The sequence below is a fragment of the Serratia bockelmannii genome, assembly GCF_051803255.1.
GTDB classification, from domain to species: Bacteria; Pseudomonadota; Gammaproteobacteria; order Enterobacterales; family Enterobacteriaceae; genus Serratia; species Serratia bockelmannii.
In genome coordinates, this window is the sequence record NZ_CP196512.1 from 137,297 (window position 1) to 157,297 (window position 20,001).

The following is a 20,001-nucleotide window of genomic DNA, read 5'->3' on the forward strand; positions in this document are numbered from 1 at the left end:
TTATTCCGGTGTGTGCATACGGTATACTTGCGCACTTCCCCTTCTAACCGGAGATTTCCATGACCCTGCGCGTGGCGTTTATCGACGATCATGACATTGTGCGTTCGGGCTTTGTGCAGCTGCTGTCGCTGGAGGCCGATATTCAGGTGGTGGGCGAGTTCAGCAGCGCGGCGCAGGCGCGCGCCGGCCTGCCGGGGCTGGAGGCGGAAATCTGCATTTGCGACATTTCGATGCCGGACGGCAGCGGGCTGGATCTGCTGGCGGACATTCCCTCCGGCATCCGCGTGGTGATGCTGTCGATGCACGATAACCCGGCGCTGGTGGAAATGGCGCTGGAACGGGGCGCCAGCGGTTTCCTCTCCAAGCGTTGCAAACCGGAAGATCTGATCACCGCGGTGCGCACCGTCGCCGGCGGCGGCGTCTACCTGATGCCGGAAATCGCGCAGCAGTTGGCGCGGGTGAAGGTGGATCCATTGACCCGCCGCGAGCGCGAGATCGCGCTATTGCTGGCGCAGGGCCAGGAGGTGCGCGAGATCGCCGCCGCCTTGGGGCTGTCGCCGAAGACGGTGCATGTGCATCGCGCCAACCTGTTCGCCAAGCTGGGCATCACCAACAACGTTGAGCTGGCCAGACGGATGCTGAACCTGTGACGCAGCGCCTGATCACCCAGCTGGCGCTGTTCTTCATCTATGCCGCCAGCGCGTTTTGCCTGTGGGGCATCGGCACCGCGCTGATCGACCCGCCCTGGCAGGCGCTGCTGTTGTTCCCGTTCGGCCTGCGCATGGGCATTTTGCTGCAGAGCCCGTACCGTTTCTGGCCGGGGATCCTGCTGGCCGACCTGCTGCTGATGGCGCTGCTGGCGGACCAGTTCGGTTACGGCCCGGCGCTGTGGGCGTCGGTGGCGGTGCTGGTGCTGACGGTGCTGCTCAGCCTGCTGGCCTCGCCGTGGCTGTTGCGCCATCAGCAGAGCGACAGCGAATGGCGATGGCCGCTGTTGCAGGGTGCGGTGGTCACCGCCGCCGCCTTGCTGCAGGCGCTGGTGTGGCAGCTGGTGAGCGGCGAAGGCGCCCGTGCGCTGCTGCTCGGCCTGACCGGCGGTTTCACCATCGCGCCGACCTGCCTGCTGTTGTGGCACTATCTGGCACGCCAAATCTGGGTGCCGCTGGAGCCGGGGCTGATCCACAAGCCGGTGGAGCTGCGTCTGGGCCACTTGGCCAGCTATCTGCTGCTGTTTGCATTCAGCATCTGGCTGCAGCAGCAGGTGAACGCCGCCGAGCTGCGGCGTTTCGCACCGTTCTGCCTGGCCATTCCTATCGTGTTCATGTCTTATCGCTATGGCTGGCAGGGCGCGTTGTTGGCGACGCTGCTCAACGGCGTGGCGCTGATGGTCAACGAGCCGCCGCAGCCGGAGTCGCACCGCGATCTGCTGCTGTCGCTGCTGGCTCAAAGCCTGACCGGGCTGCTGCTGGGCGCCGGCATTCAGCGCCAGCGCGAACTGAATCAACAGCTGCGGCTGCGGCTGGCGGAGAACCGCCAGCTGGCGCGGGCGCTGGTGACGGCGGAGGAGCAAACCCGGCGCGAGGTGGCGCGCGAGCTGCACGATGAAGTGGGGCAGACCATCACCGTGATCCGTACCCAGGCCAGCATCGTCAAACGCCTGGCGCCGGAACCGGCGGTGATCGGCTGCGCCGACACCATCGATGCGTTGGCGCTGCGGGTCTACGACGGGGTGCACGACGTGCTGACCCAGCTGTGGCCGGCGGCGCTGAACAACCTGCCGCTGTCGGCGGCGGTGGCGGCGATGCTGCGGGAATCGCTGCCGCAGGACGCGTCGCTGGTGAGCAGCCTGCAGTGGCAGGTACCGGACGAGCTGCTGGATGAAACGCTGAAAATCACGCTGTACCGGGTGTGTCAGGAAGGGGTGACCAATGTGTGCCGCCACGCCGGCGCCAGCCGCCTGGAGCTGGACGCACGCCTGCAGCCGCGCAAAGGCGCCGCGCCGCTGATCGCCCTGACCATCCGCGACAACGGCGTGGGCTTCGAGGCGGAAAACCATCAGCCGGGGTATGGCCTGCGCGGCATGCAGGAGCGCATCAGCGCCCTTGGCGGCAGCCTGCGGCTCACCTCGGAGCGGGGCGCCTGTTTGAGTGTGATCTTGCCCACAGTTTCACCGGAGCAAGCGCAAAACTAGGAAAAACTCCTAACTGCGTCGGGAATCCGGCGTAAGCCTCCCGCGCGCGCGGGGAGCATCATAGCGGCACTTTATTCAATCCTCTGAGGTTCCACATGTGGTCTTTCCTTAAAAGTCGCTCGGACGCGCCGCAGGTCACCGATCAACGGCAGATCGACGCCAGCTACAAATACTGGCGCATCCAGCTGATGTGCACCATGTACATCGGCTACGCTGCGTTTTACTTCACGCGCAAAAGCTTCAACTTCATCATGCCGGCGATGCTGAGCGATCTGGGTCTGACGATGTCCGACGTCGGTATCCTCGGCACGCTGTTCTACATCACCTACGGCTGCTCGAAATTCATTTCCGGCATGATCAGCGATCGCTCCAACCCGCGTTACTTTATGGGGTTGGGCCTGATCATGACCGGGGTGCTGAATATCTTCTTCGGCCTCAGCTCGTCGCTGCTGATGCTGGGCACGCTGTGGATCCTCAACGCCTTCTTCCAGGGTTGGGGCTGGCCGCCGTGCTCCAAAATCCTCACCAGCTGGTATTCGCGTTCCGAGCGCGGCAGTTGGTGGGCGATCTGGAACACCTCGCACAACGTCGGCGGCGCGCTGATCCCGCTGCTGGTGGGCTTTATCTCGCTGCACTTCAGCTGGCGTTACGGCATGATCATTCCCGGTATCATCGGCGTGGTGCTCGGCCTGCTGATGTGCTGGCGCCTGCGCGACAAGCCATCCACCCTGGGGTTGCCGAGCGTCGGCAAATGGCGTAACGACGCCATGGAGCTGGTGCAGGAATCGGAAGGCCAGGGGCTGAGCAACCGCGAGATCATCAAACGCTACGTGCTGACCAACAAGTACATCTGGCTGTTGGCGGTCTCTTACGTGCTGGTGTACATCGTGCGCACCGCGATCAACGACTGGGGCAACCTCTACCTGACGCAGGAAAAGGGCTATTCGCTGATGACCGCCAACTCGGCCATCTCGCTGTTTGAAGTGGGCGGTTTTATCGGTTCACTGGTGGCCGGTTGGGGCTCCGACAAGCTGTTCCGCGGCAACCGCGGCCCGATGAACCTGATTTTCGCCATCGGTATCTTCCTGTCGGTGGCGGCGCTGTGGCTGATGCCGGGCGTGACCTACCTGCTGCAGGCCTGCTGCTTCTTCGCCATCGGCTTCTTCATCTTTGGCCCGCAGATGCTGATCGGCATGGCGGCGGCGGAGTGCTCGCACAAGGATGCGGCGGGCGCGGCGACCGGTTTCGTCGGCCTGTTCGCCTACCTGGGCGCGGCGCTGTCCGGCTACCCGATTGCACGGGTGATGGAGATTTGGCATTGGAACGGCTTCTTCGTGGTGATTTCTATCGCCGCTTGCCTGTCAGCGCTGTTCCTGCTGCCGTTCCTGCGTGCGCAGACGCCGGCACTGAAACCGGCCAACGCCTGAGTAAAATACGCTGCGCAGCCCCCGGCGCAGCGCATTATGGCGCTTTTATCATCACTTGAAATGCAGGGGAAAAAAAGTGATTGACGCCTATAACCGCCAGCAGTAAGATGCGCCCCGCATCGGCGAGTAGCGCAGCTTGGTAGCGCAACTGGTTTGGGACCAGTGGGTCGGAGGTTCGAATCCTCTCTCGCCGACCACCATTCGAAAAACCTGCTTTTTAAAGCAGGTTTTTTTTCGCCCGTAGTTTATGAGGATGAGTACCTCCGCAGGAGGTTCGAGCCTCGCGAAGCGAGACAACGTTGCTTTAGCAACGGCCCGCAGGGCGCGCATCAAAGATGCGCGTAATCCTCTCTCGCCGACCACCATTCGAAAAACCTGCTTTTTAAAGCAGGTTTTTTTTCGCCTGCAGTTTATGAGGATGAGCACCTCCGCAGGAGGTTCGAGCCTCGCGAAGCGAGACAACGTTGCTTTAGCAACGGCCCGCAGGGCGCGCATCAAAGATGCGCGTAATCCTCTCTCGCCGACCACCATTCGAAAAACCTGCTTTTTAAAGCAGGTTTTTTTCGCCTGCAGTTTATGAGGATGAGTACCTCCTTCGCTACGACCGGCTTCGCTTTATGGCGTGCCTCAATCTGCCGTCCTCGTGAAATATATTTATCCTTTACGCTTAATTAATTCACATTCCTTATTCCCATTAGGTTCTTATTTTCATGTTTAAATAAATTCATGCTTGCCAAATAAAACCCGATTGATAGCGCTCTTGTTTTCACGTTTTTTTTACCTATAGTCTAAATGGACAACGCGGGAACTCTTATTCCCGTCGCGTGGGAAATACCGTGATTATTTATTAACGTTAATCTTCGTGGATTATTGCGGAATTTTTTCGCTTCGGCAATGCGTAGCGACGATTAACTCTTTTATGTTTATCCTCTCGGAATAAAGGAATCAGTTATGCGCAAATTTAATAAACCGCTGTTGGCGCTGTTGATCGGCAGTACGCTGTGTTCCGCGGCGCAGGCCGCCGCGCCGGGCAAGCCGACCATCGCCTGGGGCAACACCAAGTTCGCCATTGTCGAAGTCGATCAGGCGGCCACCGCTTATAATAATCTGGTGAAGGTAAAAAATGCCGCCGACGTTTCTGTCTCCTGGAATTTATGGAATGGCGACGCGGGCACGACGGCAAAAATTTTATTAAATGGCAAAGAGGCGTGGAGCGGCCCTTCAACCGGTTCTTCCGGTACGGCGAATTTTAAAGTGAATAAAGGCGGCCGTTATCAAATGCAGGTGGCATTGTGCAATGCCGACGGCTGCACCGCCAGTGACGCCACCGAAATTGTGGTGGCCGACACCGACGGCAGCCATTTGGCGCCGTTGAAAGAGCCGCTGCTGGAAAAGAATAAACCGTATAAACAGAACTCCGGCAAAGTGGTCGGTTCTTATTTCGTCGAGTGGGGCGTTTACGGGCGCAATTTCACCGTCGACAAGATCCCGGCGCAAAACCTGACCCACCTGCTGTACGGCTTTATCCCGATCTGCGGCGGCAATGGCATCAACGACAGCCTGAAAGAGATCGAAGGCAGTTTCCAGGCCTTGCAGCGCTCCTGTCAGGGCCGCGAGGACTTCAAAGTCTCGATCCACGATCCGTTCGCCGCGCTGCAAAAAGCGCAGAAGGGCGTGACCGCCTGGGATGACCCCTACAAGGGCAACTTCGGTCAGCTGATGGCGCTGAAGCAGGCGCATCCTGACCTGAAAATTCTGCCGTCGATCGGCGGCTGGACGCTGTCCGACCCGTTCTTCTTCATGGGTGACAAGGTGAAGCGCGATCGCTTCGTCGGCTCGGTGAAAGAGTTCCTGCAGACTTGGAAGTTCTTCGACGGCGTGGATATCGACTGGGAGTTCCCGGGCGGCAAAGGCGCTAACCCTAACCTGGGCAGCTCGCAAGACGGGGAAACCTATGTGCTGCTGATGAAAGAGCTGCGGGCGATGCTGGATCAGCTGTCGGCGGAAACCGGCCGCAAGTATGAGCTAACCTCCGCCATCAGCGCCGGCAAGGACAAGATCGACAAGGTGGCTTACAACGTCGCACAGAACTCGATGGATCACATCTTCCTGATGAGCTACGACTTCTACGGCGCCTTCGATCTGAAGAACCTGGGGCATCAGACCGCGCTGAATGCGCCGGCCTGGAAACCGGACACTGCCTATACGACGGTGAACGGCGTCAATGCGCTGCTGGCGCAGGGCGTCAAGCCGGGCAAGATCGTGGTCGGCACCGCCATGTATGGCCGCGGCTGGACCGGGGTGAACGGCTACCAGAACAATATTCCGTTCACCGGTACCGCTACCGGGCCGGTAAAAGGCACCTGGGAGAACGGCATCGTGGACTACCGCCAAATCGCCAGCCAGTTCATGAGCGGCGAGTGGCAGTATACCTACGACGCCACGGCGGAAGCGCCTTACGTGTTCAAACCTTCCACCGGCGATCTGATCACCTTCGACGATGCCCGCTCGGTGCAGGCCAAAGGCAAGTACGTGTTGGAGAAGCAGTTAGGTGGCCTGTTCTCCTGGGAGATCGACGCGGACAATGGCGATATTCTTAACAGCATGAACGCCAGCCTGGGCAATAGCGCCGGCGTTCAATAATCGGTTGCAGTGCGTTGCCGGGGGATATCCTTTCGCCCCCGGCTTTTTCGCAGCCGAAAGTTTTTTTACGCCGCACAGATTGTGGGCCTGCCCGGTGCAAAACGCGCTCATCGGACTCACCCTTTTGGGTAGTCCTTCAGCATTTCCTCCTGTCTTTAACGGCGATCACAAAAATAACCGTTCAGATATTCATCATTCAGCAACAAAGTTTTGGCGTTTTTTAACGGAGTTAAAAACCAGTAACTTTGTTAGGGTCAGACCAATGCGCTAAAAATGGCCGCTTAGCATAAATTTTCATGCTGGAACTGTTAACAAAAGGTTTTTTTTATGTTTGTTTGCTGTTTCTCACAGTCTGCGTAAATCCCCACTGGTTATATTGACGACACCCCAAACAGTTGGCAACTTGATAGCCTCAGGGGTAAGAGCGAGAGTTGTTTGAGTGAATTCCACGCGCTCAGACGTCCCCGCCGCGATGCGTTCCATCCGGCATTCTCTCCTCGTACGCCTTCTGCCTTCGGGCGCCGATCGCACAGGCCACGCAATAAAAAATACAGGTCTGGCGGCAATTACACACATCACATCACACAATGGAGCACTAACGATGACACGTTCCTTGGGTAAATCGGGGATTCTGAAATTCGGTATTGGGCTGATCGCGCTGACCGTGGCGGCCAGCGTACAGGCCAAGACGTTGGTTTACTGTTCTGAAGGTTCCCCGGAAGGGTTCAACCCGCAGCTGTTTACCTCCGGCACCACCTACGACGCCAGCTCGGTACCGATCTACAACCGCCTGGTCGAATTCAAAATCGGCACCACCGAACTGCAGCCGGGCCTGGCTGAGAAGTGGGACGTCAGCGAAGACGGCAAAACCTACACCTTCCACCTGCGCAAAGGCGTGAAGTGGCAGAGCAACAAAGACTTCAAACCGACGCGCGATTTCAACGCCGACGACGTGGTGTTCTCCTTTGAGCGCCAGTTGGATGCGAACAACGCCTACCACAAAGTGTCCGGCGGCAGCTACGAATACTTTGAAGGCATGGACATGCCTAAGCTGATCGCCAAGATTGAAAAAGTAGACGACAACACCGTGCGCTTCGTGCTGAACCGCCCGGAGGCGCCGTTCCTGGCTGACCTGGGCATGGACTTCGCGTCCATCCTGTCCGCCGAATACGCCGACGTGATGATGAAAGCCGGCACGCCGGAGAAAGTCGACCTGAATCCGATCGGCACCGGTCCGTTCCAGCTGCTGCAATACCAGAAAGACTCCAAGATCCTGTACAAGGCATTCGACGGTTTCTGGGGCACCAAGCCGAAGATCGATCGCCTGGTGTTCTCCATCACGCCTGACGCCTCCGTGCGCTACGCCAAACTGCAGAAAAACGAATGTCAGGTGATGCCGTACCCGAACCCGGCCGATATCGCCCGCATGAAGCAAGACAAGTCCATCAACCTGATGGAACAGCCGGGCCTGAACGTGGGTTACCTGTCGTTCAACGTCGAGAAAAAGCCGCTGGATAACCTGAAGGTGCGCCAGGCGTTGACCATGGCGGTCAACAAGCAGGCGATCATCGACGCGGTTTATCAGGGCGCGGGCCAGGCGGCCAAGAACCTGATCCCGCCAACCATGTGGGGCTATAACGACGCGGTGCAGGATTACGCTTACGATCCGGCCAAGGCGAAAGAGTTGCTGAAAGAAGCGGGCATGGCCGACGGTTTCAGCATCGACCTGTGGGCGATGCCGGTACAGCGTCCTTACAACCCGAACGCACGCCGCATGGCGGAAATGATCCAGGCCGACTGGGCCAAGATCGGCGTGAAAGCCAAAATCGTGACCTATGAGTGGGGTGAATACCTCAAGCGCGCCAAAGCGGGCGAGCACCAGACGGTGATGATGGGCTGGACCGGCGACAACGGGGATCCGGATAACTTCTTCGCCACGCTGTTCAGCTGCGCGGCGGCGAAAGACGGCTCCAACTACTCCCGCTGGTGCTACAAGCCGTTTGAAGATCTGATTCAACCGGCGCGCGCCGAATCCAACCACGACAAGCGCATCGAACTGTACAAACAGGCGCAGGTGGTGATGCACGATCAGGCTCCGGCGCTGATTGTCGCACACTCCACCGTGTACGAGCCTGTGCGTAAGGAAGTGAAAGGCTACGTCGTGGATCCGCTCGGTAAGCATCACTTCGAGAATGTCTCTGTAGACTGATTTCGACCGCTTTACCGGAGACGCACGAATGGACTTGCAGGGGCGCAACAGGTTTGCGCCCCTGCTGACCAGTCTCCGGCGTATGGCCGTCGAATCGTTCAAAGGCATGTGAGCGTTAATAAGCCTGGCGGACGATGAGCTGCCGGGCATTGATACAGAGAGTTCGGGATATGTTGCAGTTCATACTCCGACGTTTGGGGTTAGTTATCCCAACGTTTATCGGCATTACATTGCTGACTTTTGCATTCGTCCATATGATCCCCGGCGACCCGGTGACCATCATGGCCGGGGAACGCGGTATCTCCGCCGAGCGCCACGCGCAGCTGATGGCGGAAATGGGGCTGGACAAGCCGCTTTATCAACAATATTTCTCCTACGTGTCCAACGTGCTGCACGGCGATCTGGGCACCTCACTCAAAAGCCGCATCTCCGTCTGGAGCGAGTTCGTTCCGCGCTTTCAGGCTACGCTGGAGCTGGGCTTCTGCGCGATGCTTTTCGCGGTGCTGGTAGGCATCCCGGTCGGGGTGCTGGCGGCGGTCAAACGTGGCTCGGTCTTCGATCATACTGCGGTGGGCATCTCGCTGACCGGCTATTCGATGCCAATTTTCTGGTGGGGCATGATGCTGATCATGCTGGTGTCGGTGCAGCTTAACCTGACGCCGGTGTCGGGGCGCATCAGCGACACGGTATTCCTTGACGACAGCCAGCCGCTGACCGGCTTTATGCTGATAGACACCCTGATCTGGGGCGAGCCGGGCGACTTTATCGACGCGGTGATGCACATGATCCTGCCGGCCATCGTGCTGGGCACCATCCCGCTGGCGGTGATCGTGCGCATGACCCGTTCCTCGATGCTGGAGGTGTTGGGTGAAGACTACATTCGCACCGCCCGCGCCAAGGGCGTGAGCCGTATGCGGGTGATCGTCGTCCACGCGCTGCGCAACGCGCTGCTGCCGGTGGTGACGGTGATCGGGCTGCAGGTCGGCACCATGCTGGCCGGCGCCATTCTGACCGAAACCATCTTCTCCTGGCCGGGGTTGGGCCGCTGGCTGATCGACGCGCTGCAGCGCCGCGATTACCCGGTGGTGCAGGGCGGGGTGTTGCTGGTCGCCTGTATGATCATTCTGGTTAACCTGCTGGTAGACGTGCTCTACGGCGTGGTCAACCCGCGTATTCGCCACAAGAAATAAGGGGCGCTCTCATGTCTCAAATCACTGAGTCTGCAGTTAAAGGTGCGCCGAAGCCAATGACCCCGTTTCAGGAGTTCTGGCACTATTTCAAGCGCAATAAAGGGGCCGTGGTCGGCCTGGTGTATATCGTTCTGATGCTGGTGATCGCGCTCGGCGCCGGCGTGCTGGCGCCGCATGCGCCGGCGGACCAGTTCCGCGATGCTCTGCTCAAGCCGCCGGTGTGGCAAGAGGGTGGCAGCTGGCAATATATCCTCGGCACCGACGACGTGGGCCGCGACGTCCTGTCGCGCCTGATGTACGGTGCACGGCTGTCGCTGTTGGTCGGCTGCCTGGTGGTAGTGCTGTCGCTGATCATGGGCGTGATATTCGGCCTGCTGGCCGGTTACTTCGGCGGCGTGGTGGACGCGATTATCATGCGCGTCGTCGACATCATGCTGGCTCTGCCGAGCCTGCTGCTGGCACTGGTACTGGTGGCGGTATTCGGGCCGTCGATCGTTAACGCTTCGCTGGCGCTGACCTTCGTCGCCCTGCCGCACTATGTACGTTTGACGCGCGCGGCGGTGCTGGTGGAGGTCAACCGCGACTACGTCACCGCATCGCGGGTGGCGGGCGCCGGCGCACTGCGCCAGATGTTCGTCAATATTCTGCCTAACTGCCTGGCGCCTTTGATCGTGCAGGCTTCTCTCGGTTTCTCGAACGCCATTCTGGACATGGCCGCGCTCGGCTTTCTGGGCATGGGCGCGCAGCCGCCGACGCCGGAGTGGGGCACCATGCTCTCCGACGTGCTGCAGTTCGCGCAAAGTGCCTGGTGGGTGGTGACCTTCCCCGGCGTGGCGATCCTGCTGACGGTGCTGGCATTCAACCTGATGGGGGACGGTTTGCGTGACGCTCTCGACCCCAAACTCAAGCAGTAACAGAGGACGAGAGAGATGGCGTTATTGAATGTAGACAAGCTTTCGGTGCACTTCGGTGACGAAGGCACCCCGTTCCGCGCGGTAGACCGCATCAGTTACAGCGTGGAGCAAGGTCAGGTGGTCGGCATCGTCGGTGAATCCGGCTCCGGCAAATCCGTCAGTTCGCTGGCGATCATGGGCCTGATCGATTTCCCCGGCAAGGTGATGGCCGACAAGCTGGAGTTCAACGGCCAGGATCTGCGCAAGATCTCCGAAAAAGAGCGCCGCCAGCTGGTGGGCTCCGAAGTGGCGATGATCTTCCAGGATCCGATGACCAGCCTGAACCCGTGCTATACCGTCGGTTATCAGATCATGGAGGCGCTGAAGGTGCATCAGGGCGGCAATCGCCGCACTCGCCGCCAGCGTGCTATCGACCTGCTGACCCAGGTGGGCATTCCGGATCCGGCTTCGCGGCTGGACGTATACCCGCACCAGCTTTCCGGCGGCATGAGCCAGCGCGTAATGATCGCCATGGCCATCGCCTGTCGGCCGAAGCTGCTGATCGCCGATGAGCCGACGACTGCGCTCGACGTGACCATCCAGGCGCAGATCATCGAGCTGTTGCTGGACCTGCAGCAGCGCGAAAACATGGCGCTGCTGCTGATCACCCACGATCTGGCGCTGGTGGCGGAAGCCGCGCATCACATCATCGTGATGTACGCCGGCCAGGTGGTGGAATCCGGCAAGGCGGCGGAGATTTTCCGCGCGCCGCGCCACCCGTACACCCAGGCACTGCTGCGCGCGCTGCCGGAGTTTGCCGCCGACAAGGCGCGGTTGGCTTCGCTGCCGGGCGTGGTGCCGGGCAAATACGATCGCCCGACCGGCTGCCTGCTCAATCCGCGTTGTCCGTACGCCAACGAGCGTTGCCGTAACGAGGAGCCGGAACTGCGCAGCATTCCCGGCCGTCAGGTTAAATGTCACACACCGCTGGATGATGCGGGGAGGCCGACCGTATGAGCCAGAATCAACCTTTACTGCAGGCGATTGACCTGAAGAAGCATTACCCGGTGAAAAAGGGCCTGTTCGCGCCGGAGCGGCTGGTCAAGGCGCTCGACGGTGTGTCCTTCACCCTGGAGCGCGGCAAAACGCTGGCGGTGGTCGGCGAATCGGGCTGCGGCAAATCGACGCTCGGCCGCCTGCTGACGATGATCGAAGTGCCGACCGGCGGCGAGCTGTACTACCAGGGGCAGGATCTGCTGAAGCCGGACGTCTCGGCCGAGAAACTGCGACGCCAGAAGATCCAAATCGTGTTCCAGAATCCTTACGGATCGCTCAACCCGCGCAAGAAGGTCGGGCAGATCCTCGAGGAGCCGCTGTTGATCAACACGTCGCTCAGCGCCGCCGAACGGCGGGAAAAAGCGCTGGAGATGATGGCGAAGGTCGGCCTGAAGACCGAGCATTATGACCGCTACCCGCACATGTTCTCCGGCGGCCAGCGCCAGCGTATCGCCATTGCCCGCGGGCTGATGCTGAATCCGGACGTGGTGATCGCCGATGAACCGGTGTCGGCATTGGACGTGTCGGTGCGCGCGCAGGTGTTGAACCTGATGATGGATCTGCAGCAGGAGCTGGGGCTGTCCTATGTGTTTATCTCGCACGATCTGTCGGTGGTGGAACACATCGCCGACGAGGTGATGGTGATGTACCTCGGTCGCTGCGTGGAAAAGGGCAGCAAAGAGGCGATCTTCAACAACCCGCGTCATCCGTACACTCAGGCGCTGCTGTCGGCGACGCCGCGGTTAAACCCGGATATGCGCCGCGAGCGCATCAAATTGACCGGCGAGCTGCCCAGCCCGATGAATCCGCCGCCGGGCTGTGCGTTCAATGCCCGCTGCCGCCGCGCTTTTGGCACCTGCGTACAGCTGCAGCCGCAGCTCAAACAGTACGGTGAGCAGATGGTGGCCTGCTTTGCGGTCGATCAGGACGAACATCCGGGGGCGTAAGGCGTCGAACGTCATCGCTTAAATTCACGCCGGCATCACGCCGGCGTTTTTTATTACTCAATCAAAGGGTTAGTCAGTAAACGATCGCGACAACTCATTTTTTAAATTATTCCCTTAACGTCATTCTGACAAATCGTTATTTTTTAAGAATCTTCGCATGAAAATAATAATCGAATAATAGAATTCAACGGTTTGTTGTTAATAACATTCTGTCGGTCGAGTTGTTTCGCCATTTCTATTATAAAACCCTAATAAAAAAGCACGCCGGCGGCGTGCTTTAGGTTGATGAGGTCGCGCTTATTGCGGATAAGGCACCCAGTCGCCGCCGTTCAGGCGAATGTAAGGCTTGCCCTGATATTGCATCACGATAGCGTTGTCGTTTTCGGAGATGACCGGGGTCTGCGGCAGCGCCTGCGTCAGTGTCTGCCAATCGACGCTGGATTCGCTGAAGACCTTGCCGTCCACCAGGCGCGACACCAGTTCAGACAGCGCCAGATAGCTGCTCGGCGTTTTGATCTGCAGTGGACTGCCCTGATGCGGCGCCTTCATGCCCACCAGTTTGATGCCGACCGGCGTATGGGTGATGTTCGGGCTGGGGATATCGCGCAGGCCGGACATCTGCATCTTGTCACCCACTAACGCCGCCCCGTGTTCCGGCACGATCACCACCACCACTTTGCGGCCGGATTTTTCCAGCTGATCGAGGAAGGTGTTCAGCTGATCGAACAGCTTCTGCGCGCGTGGCTGATAGTCGGCGCTCTTGTTGGCGCCGACGAAGCGGTTGCCGTCGTGCAGCGGGATGACGTTGAAGAAGGTAGCGGTGCGGCCGTCGCCGCCTTTTTGCTGCTGATCCAGCCAGCGGGTCAGCAATTCGAGATCGTTATAAATCGGCTCACCGTCGAACGACGTCAGCTCGTTGCCGATGCCGGCCTGCGACATTAACGGCGCCTGCATGTCGCCCTGTTCACGCAGCTCTTTCAGGTAGTTGCCGAACACCCCGGAGTGATCGAGCATCAGCTGTTCCTTGAAGCCGAGTTTTGTCAGGTTGTCGAATAGGTAACACTGCTGGTTCACCGGCTGGTACAAATCATGATGCGAAAGCTGGCCGCAGCTGGCGCGCAGCAACCGTATCGAGGCCGGGCCGCTGTAGGCGGTGGCCGAATTGAAGCTGTCGAACATGATATCCATCTTCGACCACAGCGGATGATTCTGCAGGTTGACCGCGTCCATATCGGCCCAGGCCAGCGAACAGATGTTGATCACCAGCAGATCGAACGGCTGGGCGTCGGCGGGCAAGGTGGTCGGGAACGCGGTGGCGCGGCCTTTTTCCCGGTCGTAGAACTGGTTCAGGTAGGCCGTCAGGTTGGCGCTGGTCGGCGGCAGGCTGTCCGCCGGCGCAGCGTCCCCCGCCGCCGGCGCGGCCGTGGCCGGCGTATTGGCGCTGCCGGCCGAGGCTGTGGAGGTCGCGGGCAGCAGTGAGACCGCCGGCCCGGCAATGTTGACGATATTGAGCCACACCAGCGCCGCCACGGTGAATACGGTGACGCGCACCCATTGCGCGACGAACAGGTAGGCGATAAACAGTACGAAGGCCGCGCCGATCATCTGCCAGTTGATAAAGCGGTTGACCAGTTCCAGCAGATACTGGGCGCTGAAGCCGGCTAGCTGCGACCCCTGGCTAAGAATGCTGTTGATGCCCGGCAGCCAGGTGTCGTGGTAGAACAAGGCGATGCCGATCGGGATGGCGAGGTAGTGGCGCCAGCGATGCAGGCGTTGCGAAGGGATCGGCATCAGCAGAAACGCCATGAACACCAGGTTCGGCAGCGCGTGGAAATTCAGGTAGCCGAACCACAGCAGGGCGAATTTAGCCAGAAAATAAAGGTTCCAGCCACCCAGCCCACGCCAGTAGCGCCACAGAGCGTTATCGGATTGCGTATTCGAGTTTCGATTCATGGCTGCTTCTTACGTTTAATCTGAGATGAGGAGCCAGTGCGCACCCACAAACCGGCGGATTTCAAATAGCGCGGCGATAACAACAGGTTTTGCCAGTATTGACGCAAATGCGGAAAACGCCGGTGAAAGGCGTAACCCAGCGGAATGAAGATCAGCGCGCACAGCAGGATCAGTTGCACGATATCGTTAAGGTTCAGCATGCGGTTCCTCCTGCGGGTCAAGCGACAGCGTGAAGGCGACCGGCTGCCGCCGTTCCACGGGTTCCTCGGCCACCGCCACGCTGGGGCGCGGCGCGGCGCCGGCGGTACCGGTAGCCGAAAGCTGCCAGTGCCCCTGGGCCATGCGTTTGATTTCCGAAACGATATCGACGTCCTGGTGCCACACCACCCGGTTGCTGAAGGCTTCATCCACCGGCAGCCGGAAGATGAACTTCAGCGCGGTATCCAGATCGTTGATGCGGCAGGTGGACAGGAACAGCACCAGCCGCCCCTGCACCACGGTCATCACATCGCCGAACCGCCGCAGGTGGCACAGGGTCATCGCCTGTTCGGCGCGTAGGCCGGTGGCCGGGCGCAGCGCCACCATCACGCCTTTGCCGTCCTCAGGCAGCAGCGTGTTGCCCATCAGCGAAAGCACCGCCTGGCTGAACGCCTCCGGCCGCATATAGCCTTTGAGCTGCAGCGGGCGTAAACCGGCCAGTAACGCATCGATGTCGGCGGGCACATGGCGTGAGAAACGCTGCCCCTGGATGCCCTCGAGCATGGTGAGAAAACGCGACAGCGGCGCGACGTGCGGCACGATCAGATTGGCGCCGCAGGCCAGCAGCAGCCGTTCGTCGCTGTAGCGCAGGCTGGCGCTCATCTCGCGCACCGCGATTTTCAGGCCGCTGCCGCGGCTGCGTCGCAGGGTGTGGATCTGGTGCGCCAGGTGATCGATTTGGTCGCTTTGATACAACGCGAAAATCAACGTTGCCGAGAGTCTCAGCATGCCGTGCTGCGCCAGTTCGTCGTTGCTCTCCAACAGCTGCCAGTTGGCGGACAGCGGCGGCGCGCCCTCCAGAATGCTGCGTTCGGCCAGATACTGACCTTCGTCGCTGCGCAAGGCGGTGGGGGAGGGTTGACTATTTTCATCCTCGCCCTGCCAGCCGCCTTGCGCGGCGTACAACGTCAGCAGTTGATTGGCGTTGATGCCGTTTTCGGTGCTCCACCAGTTCACCAGATATTGCGCGCTGTCCTGCTGCCATTGCAGGCTGGATAGGCCGTTCAGGATACGATGCTGTGCGCTGAGCTGCCCTTTAAGCTTATTGATGCCGCCGCCGTGGCTGAGGATCAACAGCGTGCAGCCCTGCCGCCGCAGCCAGGCGGCGAGGGTACGCGTCCACTCGCGCAGCTCTTCGGTGGTGAAGGTTTGCCACAGGCTGGCGTGGGCCAGCAGGATAAGCAAGCGATTCTGCGGCCGCAGGGCGCGCATCAGATCGTCGCTCAGCTGCGTCAGCGCGGCTTTTTTCTCTGGTAATTGATACAGCGGCAGCTTTTGCAAAGCGGGCGAAGCCAGCTCGGCCAGCAGGCTTTCGGGTTTGTCGCCGCTGCAGATCAGGGCGACTTTGTGAGTGGCCGGCTGGGCGGCGATCACCTGGCGACACAGCAACGCGGCGTCGCTTTGCCTGTCGACATTGATCCAATAGAGCCCCGGAGCCTGCATCACCGAGAGCTCTTCCCAAATCTGCCGAATGCCTAGAGAAAAAGAGTGCGCCATAGGATGTGTTCTACTTTCGTTGAAAGCCGACTAAAGGCGTTTATATTTAAAGATAGCCATTTTTACTCTGGCAATAACAAATATCCGACGCTATTCGGCAATATTTGTTGAGAATCATCTTATTGCCTGTCTCTTTTTGTATCGTTGCTATAGTTAATTAACATAGCCTATTTTCGCCAAGGCGGAAGAATGAATAACGCACCTACCCATTTTCGTGCAGCGGCACCTGGGGAGAGCCAGGATGACCTGCAGGCGCTCAGCCAGGCTTTTTCATTGCCGAAATTAAGCTATGTCGATATTTCGCGGCAGGAGCGGCTAACGCACATGATGACGCGCTGGTCACTGTTGGCCGAATTGGCGCAGACTGCGGGGAGCCATTGATCTATGCCGGTGATCGCGCTGCAAGGGCTGCGGGGTGGGATGGGGACGACGTCGGTCACGGCGGCGCTCGCCTGGGCGTTGCAGCAGCTGGGTGAGTCGGTGTTGGCGATCGATTTCACGCCGGATAATCTGCTGCGCTTGCATTTCAACACGCCGTTCGAACTGGCACGCGGCTGGGCCCGCGCGGAGCAGGACGGCGGCGGTTGGCAGGAAGGCGCGCTGCGTTATTGTGAAAACCTCGATTTTCTGCCGTTTGGCCGCCTGAATGCGGCGGAACGGCTGGAAGTGCAGCGTCAGTGTCAGCAGCTGCCCGAACGCTGGCGCGACAACCTGCGCCAACTGAGCGCCGGCGATCCGCAGCGCTGGATCCTATTAGATGTTCCGATCGGGGACGGCGCTCTGGCGCAGCAGGCGCTGCAGCTAGCCGACAGCGTGTTCATGCTGTTGAACCCCGACGCCAACTGTCAGGTACGGCTCCATCAGCAGACGCTGCCGAACGACTGCCGGTTCCTGGTCAATCACTACTCCTCCGCCAGCCAGCTGCAGCAGGATTTGCATCAGCTGTGGCTGCAAACCCTGAGCGGTCTGTTGCCGGTGGTGATCCACCGCGATGAAGCGCTGGCGGAAGCGCTGGCGGTCAAACAGCCGCTGGGCGAGTACCGCCCCGAGAGTCTGGCGGCGGATGAAGTGCTGACGCTGGCCAACTGGTGCCTGATCAACCTCAAACGGGGTGTTGCGCCATGAGCCGGGTGCTGAGCCTGCTGCTGGTGCCGCCGGTGCGTCAGGCGGTGCAGGCGCGCTACCGCGGCTATCGCCGCAACGGCGCGTCGGCGCTGACCGCGTTTTTTGCCACGTTGCTGGTGGCGCTGGGGTGGATGCTGCTGCGCTTTGAATCACCGGCCTGGCAGCGTGTGCGTACCGGCCGCGCTTACTGGTTCCCGCATCTGTCCGCCGAACGCCCACGCCCGGCGGATGCGCTGCGCTATCTGCTGCAGGGCCTGTGGCTACTGCTGTTCCGCAGCGGCCGCGCGCCAGTGCAGCGTGACTATTTCGCTGGGTGGCGTCGGCTGCAGCAGCGCTACGCCGATTGGCTGCAGGGCCTGCCGCAGCGGCTGAAAAACGCCGGCGTGGAACAGCGTTCGGTAGAGCGCCTCGGCCGCATGAACCGCGGCATGCGACGCGCGCTGTTTATTCTGGTCGGCGTGCTGGCGGCGATCCTCGCCATGCTGTGCATCTCGCAACCGTTCGATCTGTCGGCGCAATTCGTGTTCGTCGTGCTGCTGTGGGGGATCGCGATGGTGGTGCGCCGGGTGCCGGGGCGCTTGCCTGCGCTGATGCTGATCGTGCTGTCGCTGACCGTCTCCTGCCGTTACCTGTGGTGGCGCTATACCGCCACGCTGAACTGGGACGATCCACTTAGCCTGGTGTGCGGCCTGTTGCTGTTGGTGGCGGAAACCTACGCCTGGGTGGTGCTGGTGCTGGGCTATTTCCAGACTATCTGGCCGCTTAATCGCCAGCCGGTGCCGTTGCCCGCTGACAGCGCGACCTGGCCAACCATCGATTTGATGGTGCCGACTTACAATGAGGACCTCGGGGTGGTGAAGCCGACCGTCTATGCGGCGCTGGGCATCGACTGGCCGAAGGAAAAGGTGAATATCTATATCCTTGATGACGGTAATCGCCCCGAATTCCGTGCGTTCGCCGCCGAAGTGGGGGTGAAATACATCGCCAGGCCGACCCACGAACATGCCAAGGCCGGCAACATCAACAACGCGTTGAAGCAGGCCACCGGCGAGTTCGTGGCGATTTTCGACTGCGACCACGTGCCGACGCGCTCTTTCCTGCAGCTGACCATGGGCTGGTTCTTCAAAGACAAAAAGCTGGCGATGCTGCAGACCCCGCACCACTTCTTCTCGCCGGATCCGTTCGAGCGCAACCTGGGGCGTTTCCGCCAGACGCCCAACGAGGGCACCTTGTTCTACGGGCTGGTGCAGGACGGCAACGACATGTGGGACGCCACCTTCTTCTGCGGCTCTTGTGCCATCTTGCGCCGCAGCGCGCTGGACGAGATCGGCGGCATCGCGGTGGAAACCGTCACCGAAGACGCCCACACCTCGCTGCGTTTGCACCGGCGCGGGCATACCTCGGCCTATATCCGCATTCCGCAGGCTGCCGGGCTGGCGACCGAAAGCCTGTCGGCGCACATCGGCCAGCGCATTCGCTGGGCGCGCGGCATGGTGCAGATCTTCCGGCTCGACAACCCGCTGCTGGGCAAGGGGCTGAAACTGGCGCAGCGCCTGTGCTACGCCAACGCCATGCTGCACTTCCTGTCGGGCATTCCGCGGCTGATCTTCCTCACCGCACCGCTGGCGTTTTTGCTGCTGCATGCCTACATCATCTTCGCGCCGGCGCTGGCGATCGCGCTTTATGTGCTGCCACACATGATCCACGCCAGCCTGACCAACTCGCGTATCCAGGGGAAATACCGCCATTCGTTCTGGAGCGAAATCTATGAAACGGTGCTGGCCTGGTATATCGCGCGGCCGACCACGGTGGCGCTGTTCAATCCGCACAAGGGCAAATTCAACGTCACCGCCAAGGGCGGACTGGTGGAGGAGGAGCACGTAGACTGGGTGATCACCCGACCTTATATGTTCCTGGTGATCCTTAACCTGGCCGGGCTGGCGTTCGGCGCCTGGCGGCTGGCCTATGGCCCGACGGACGAGGTGATGACGGTGATCATCAGCCTGGTGTGGGTGCTGTACAACATGACCATTCTCGGCGGCGCGGTGGCGGTGGCGGTAGAGGCCAAGCAGGTGCGTCAGGCGCACCGCGTGGAGATCGCCATGCCGGCGGCGATCGCGCGTGCCGACGGCCACCTCTACCCCTGCACGCTGCGCGATTACTCCGACGGCGGCGTGGGCATTGAGATGCGAGTGGAAAACGCGTTGAAAGACGGCGACAAAGCCTCGCTGCTGCTCAAGCGTGGCCAGCAGGAGTACAGCTTCCCCTGCGTGGTGACGCGCGCCTTCGGCAACAAGGTGGGGGTGCGTCTGGTCAGTCTCTCTACCCGTGAACACATCGATTTCATTCAGTGCACCTTCGCCCGCGCCGATACCTGGGCGCTGTGGCAGGACGGGTTCCCTGAAGACCGGCCGATCGAAAGCCTGCGCGACGTGCTGGCGCTGGGCTTCCGGGGCTATGTGCGCATGGCGGACTACGCGCCGCCGCTGGTGCGCGGTTTGCTGGTCGGGGTCACGTCGCTGACCGCCTGGGTCGTGTCGTTTATTCCGCGCGGCGTCGGCAGGGATCCGACCTTGGGTCAACAAGAAACAGTGGGTTAGCTGCGAGTTCAA

General features: G+C 60.4%; 15 protein-coding genes, 1 tRNA gene and 2 other RNA genes. 15 read left to right on the forward strand and 3 right to left on the reverse strand.

The features are described from left to right. Positions 1 to 59: 59 nt before the first annotated feature. The 12 genes from uhpA (at position 60) to dppF (ending at position 12,556) form a co-directional block, all read left to right on the forward strand. A complete protein-coding gene (gene uhpA / locus ACSJLU_RS00655; RefSeq protein WP_033645065.1) occupies positions 60 to 650 on the forward strand; it encodes a transcriptional regulator UhpA in 591 nt (196 codons plus the stop codon). Beyond that, complete coding sequence (uhpB, locus tag ACSJLU_RS00660; protein ID WP_043142285.1) at positions 647 to 2,191, forward strand: signal transduction histidine-protein kinase/phosphatase UhpB; 1,545 nt, start codon at positions 647 to 649, stop codon at positions 2,189 to 2,191. Before uhpA ends, uhpB begins: the two co-directional genes overlap by 4 nt. Positions 2,192 to 2,286: 95 nt before the next feature. Then, positions 2,287 to 3,618 (forward strand): MFS transporter, encoded by a 1,332-nt coding sequence (locus ACSJLU_RS00665; protein WP_089181519.1) that lies wholly within the window; start codon positions 2,287 to 2,289, stop codon positions 3,616 to 3,618. Between the two features lie 120 nt (positions 3,619 to 3,738). Then, positions 3,739 to 3,815, forward strand: a tRNA-Pro gene (locus ACSJLU_RS00670). Positions 3,816 to 3,851: 36 nt separating this feature from the next. Further along, a non-coding RNA gene (locus tag ACSJLU_RS00675) (RtT sRNA) lies at positions 3,852 to 3,980 on the forward strand. A 36-nt stretch (positions 3,981 to 4,016) separates the two neighbouring features. Next, positions 4,017 to 4,145: non-coding RNA, RtT sRNA (locus tag ACSJLU_RS00680), on the forward strand. A 424-nt stretch (positions 4,146 to 4,569) separates the two neighbouring features. Further along, positions 4,570 to 6,261: a glycosyl hydrolase family 18 protein gene (locus ACSJLU_RS00685; RefSeq protein WP_342096844.1), complete on the forward strand. Its 1,692-nt coding sequence runs from the start codon at positions 4,570 to 4,572 to the stop codon at positions 6,259 to 6,261. A 601-nt stretch (positions 6,262 to 6,862) separates the two neighbouring features. Continuing rightward, positions 6,863 to 8,470 (forward strand): dipeptide ABC transporter periplasmic-binding protein DppA, encoded by a 1,608-nt coding sequence (gene dppA, locus ACSJLU_RS00690; protein ID WP_025304836.1) that lies wholly within the window; start codon positions 6,863 to 6,865, stop codon positions 8,468 to 8,470. Positions 8,471 to 8,640: 170 nt separating this feature from the next. Beyond that, the gene (gene dppB, locus ACSJLU_RS00695) at positions 8,641 to 9,660 is read left to right on the forward strand and encodes a dipeptide ABC transporter permease DppB (RefSeq protein WP_038630050.1); all 1,020 of its coding nucleotides are present in this window, start codon (positions 8,641 to 8,643) and stop codon (positions 9,658 to 9,660) included. Positions 9,661 to 9,671: 11 nt separating this feature from the next. Next, positions 9,672 to 10,574, forward strand: a complete 903-nt coding sequence (gene dppC, locus ACSJLU_RS00700; protein WP_025304838.1) for a dipeptide ABC transporter permease DppC — start codon at positions 9,672 to 9,674, stop codon at positions 10,572 to 10,574. 15 nt (positions 10,575 to 10,589) lie between these two features. Next, positions 10,590 to 11,570 carry a dipeptide ABC transporter ATP-binding protein gene (dppD, locus tag ACSJLU_RS00705; RefSeq protein WP_004934132.1) on the forward strand — a complete coding sequence of 327 codons (981 nt, stop codon included), beginning with the start codon at positions 10,590 to 10,592 and terminating at the stop codon, positions 11,568 to 11,570. Then, positions 11,567 to 12,556, forward strand: coding sequence for a dipeptide ABC transporter ATP-binding subunit DppF (gene dppF / locus ACSJLU_RS00710; protein WP_015376237.1), 990 nt, complete (start codon positions 11,567 to 11,569; stop codon positions 12,554 to 12,556). The genes dppD and dppF overlap by 4 nt, the downstream gene beginning before the upstream one ends. Before the next feature lie 297 nt (positions 12,557 to 12,853). Here the strand turns inward: dppF and bcsG are convergent, their stop codons facing one another. Genes bcsG through bcsE form a run of 3 tightly spaced genes read right to left on the reverse strand, consistent with a single transcriptional unit; the run spans position 12,854 to position 16,264 of the window. Continuing rightward, positions 12,854 to 14,509: a cellulose biosynthesis protein BcsG gene (gene bcsG / locus ACSJLU_RS00715; protein ID WP_043142279.1), complete on the reverse strand. Its 1,656-nt coding sequence runs from the start codon at positions 14,507 to 14,509 to the stop codon at positions 12,854 to 12,856. Then, positions 14,506 to 14,709 carry a cellulose biosynthesis protein BcsF gene (gene bcsF, locus ACSJLU_RS00720; protein WP_004934139.1) on the reverse strand — a complete coding sequence of 68 codons (204 nt, stop codon included), beginning with the start codon at positions 14,707 to 14,709 and terminating at the stop codon, positions 14,506 to 14,508. Before bcsF ends, bcsG begins: the two co-directional genes overlap by 4 nt. Next, positions 14,696 to 16,264, reverse strand: a complete 1,569-nt coding sequence (gene bcsE / locus ACSJLU_RS00725; RefSeq protein WP_164100149.1) for a cellulose biosynthesis protein BcsE — start codon at positions 16,262 to 16,264, stop codon at positions 14,696 to 14,698. Before bcsE ends, bcsF begins: the two co-directional genes overlap by 14 nt. Positions 16,265 to 16,453: 189 nt before the next feature. On the opposite strand from bcsE, the gene bcsR reads away from it, so the two are divergent. Genes bcsR through bcsA form a run of 3 tightly spaced genes read left to right on the forward strand, consistent with a single transcriptional unit; the run spans position 16,454 to position 19,989 of the window. After that, the gene (gene bcsR, locus ACSJLU_RS00730; protein ID WP_025304843.1) at positions 16,454 to 16,645 is read left to right on the forward strand and encodes a cellulose biosynthesis protein BcsR; all 192 of its coding nucleotides are present in this window, start codon (positions 16,454 to 16,456) and stop codon (positions 16,643 to 16,645) included. Between the two features lie 3 nt (positions 16,646 to 16,648). After that, on the forward strand, positions 16,649 to 17,389 hold the full coding sequence (bcsQ, locus tag ACSJLU_RS00735) for a cellulose biosynthesis protein BcsQ (RefSeq protein WP_025304844.1): 741 nt from the start codon (positions 16,649 to 16,651) through the stop codon (positions 17,387 to 17,389). Then, positions 17,386 to 19,989 carry a UDP-forming cellulose synthase catalytic subunit gene (gene bcsA, locus ACSJLU_RS00740; protein WP_060434820.1) on the forward strand — a complete coding sequence of 868 codons (2,604 nt, stop codon included), beginning with the start codon at positions 17,386 to 17,388 and terminating at the stop codon, positions 19,987 to 19,989. The genes bcsQ and bcsA overlap by 4 nt, the downstream gene beginning before the upstream one ends. The last annotated feature ends 12 nt before the right edge of the window (positions 19,990 to 20,001 follow it).

What these genes read in the sequence shown, in the direction of transcription:
- uhpA (WP_033645065.1), top strand. Translation starts at nt 60, where the DNA reads ATGACCCTGCGCGTGGCGTTTATCGACGATCATGACATTGTGCGTTCG.
- ACSJLU_RS00665 (WP_089181519.1), top strand. Translation starts at nt 2,287, where the DNA reads ATGTGGTCTTTCCTTAAAAGTCGCTCGGACGCGCCGCAGGTCACCGAT.
- ACSJLU_RS00685 (WP_342096844.1), top strand. Translation starts at nt 4,570, where the DNA reads ATGCGCAAATTTAATAAACCGCTGTTGGCGCTGTTGATCGGCAGTACG.
- dppA (WP_025304836.1), top strand. Translation starts at nt 6,863, where the DNA reads ATGACACGTTCCTTGGGTAAATCGGGGATTCTGAAATTCGGTATTGGG.
- dppB (WP_038630050.1), top strand. Translation starts at nt 8,641, where the DNA reads ATGTTGCAGTTCATACTCCGACGTTTGGGGTTAGTTATCCCAACGTTT.
- dppC (WP_025304838.1), top strand. Translation starts at nt 9,672, where the DNA reads ATGTCTCAAATCACTGAGTCTGCAGTTAAAGGTGCGCCGAAGCCAATG.
- dppD (WP_004934132.1), top strand. Translation starts at nt 10,590, where the DNA reads ATGGCGTTATTGAATGTAGACAAGCTTTCGGTGCACTTCGGTGACGAA.
- dppF (WP_015376237.1), top strand. Translation starts at nt 11,567, where the DNA reads ATGAGCCAGAATCAACCTTTACTGCAGGCGATTGACCTGAAGAAGCAT.
- bcsG (WP_043142279.1), bottom strand. Translation starts at nt 14,509, where the DNA reads ATGAATCGAAACTCGAATACGCAATCCGATAACGCTCTGTGGCGCTAC.
- bcsF (WP_004934139.1), bottom strand. Translation starts at nt 14,709, where the DNA reads ATGCTGAACCTTAACGATATCGTGCAACTGATCCTGCTGTGCGCGCTG.
- bcsE (WP_164100149.1), bottom strand. Translation starts at nt 16,264, where the DNA reads ATGGCGCACTCTTTTTCTCTAGGCATTCGGCAGATTTGGGAAGAGCTC.
- bcsR (WP_025304843.1), top strand. Translation starts at nt 16,454, where the DNA reads ATGAATAACGCACCTACCCATTTTCGTGCAGCGGCACCTGGGGAGAGC.
- bcsQ (WP_025304844.1), top strand. Translation starts at nt 16,649, where the DNA reads ATGCCGGTGATCGCGCTGCAAGGGCTGCGGGGTGGGATGGGGACGACG.
- bcsA (WP_060434820.1), top strand. Translation starts at nt 17,386, where the DNA reads ATGAGCCGGGTGCTGAGCCTGCTGCTGGTGCCGCCGGTGCGTCAGGCG.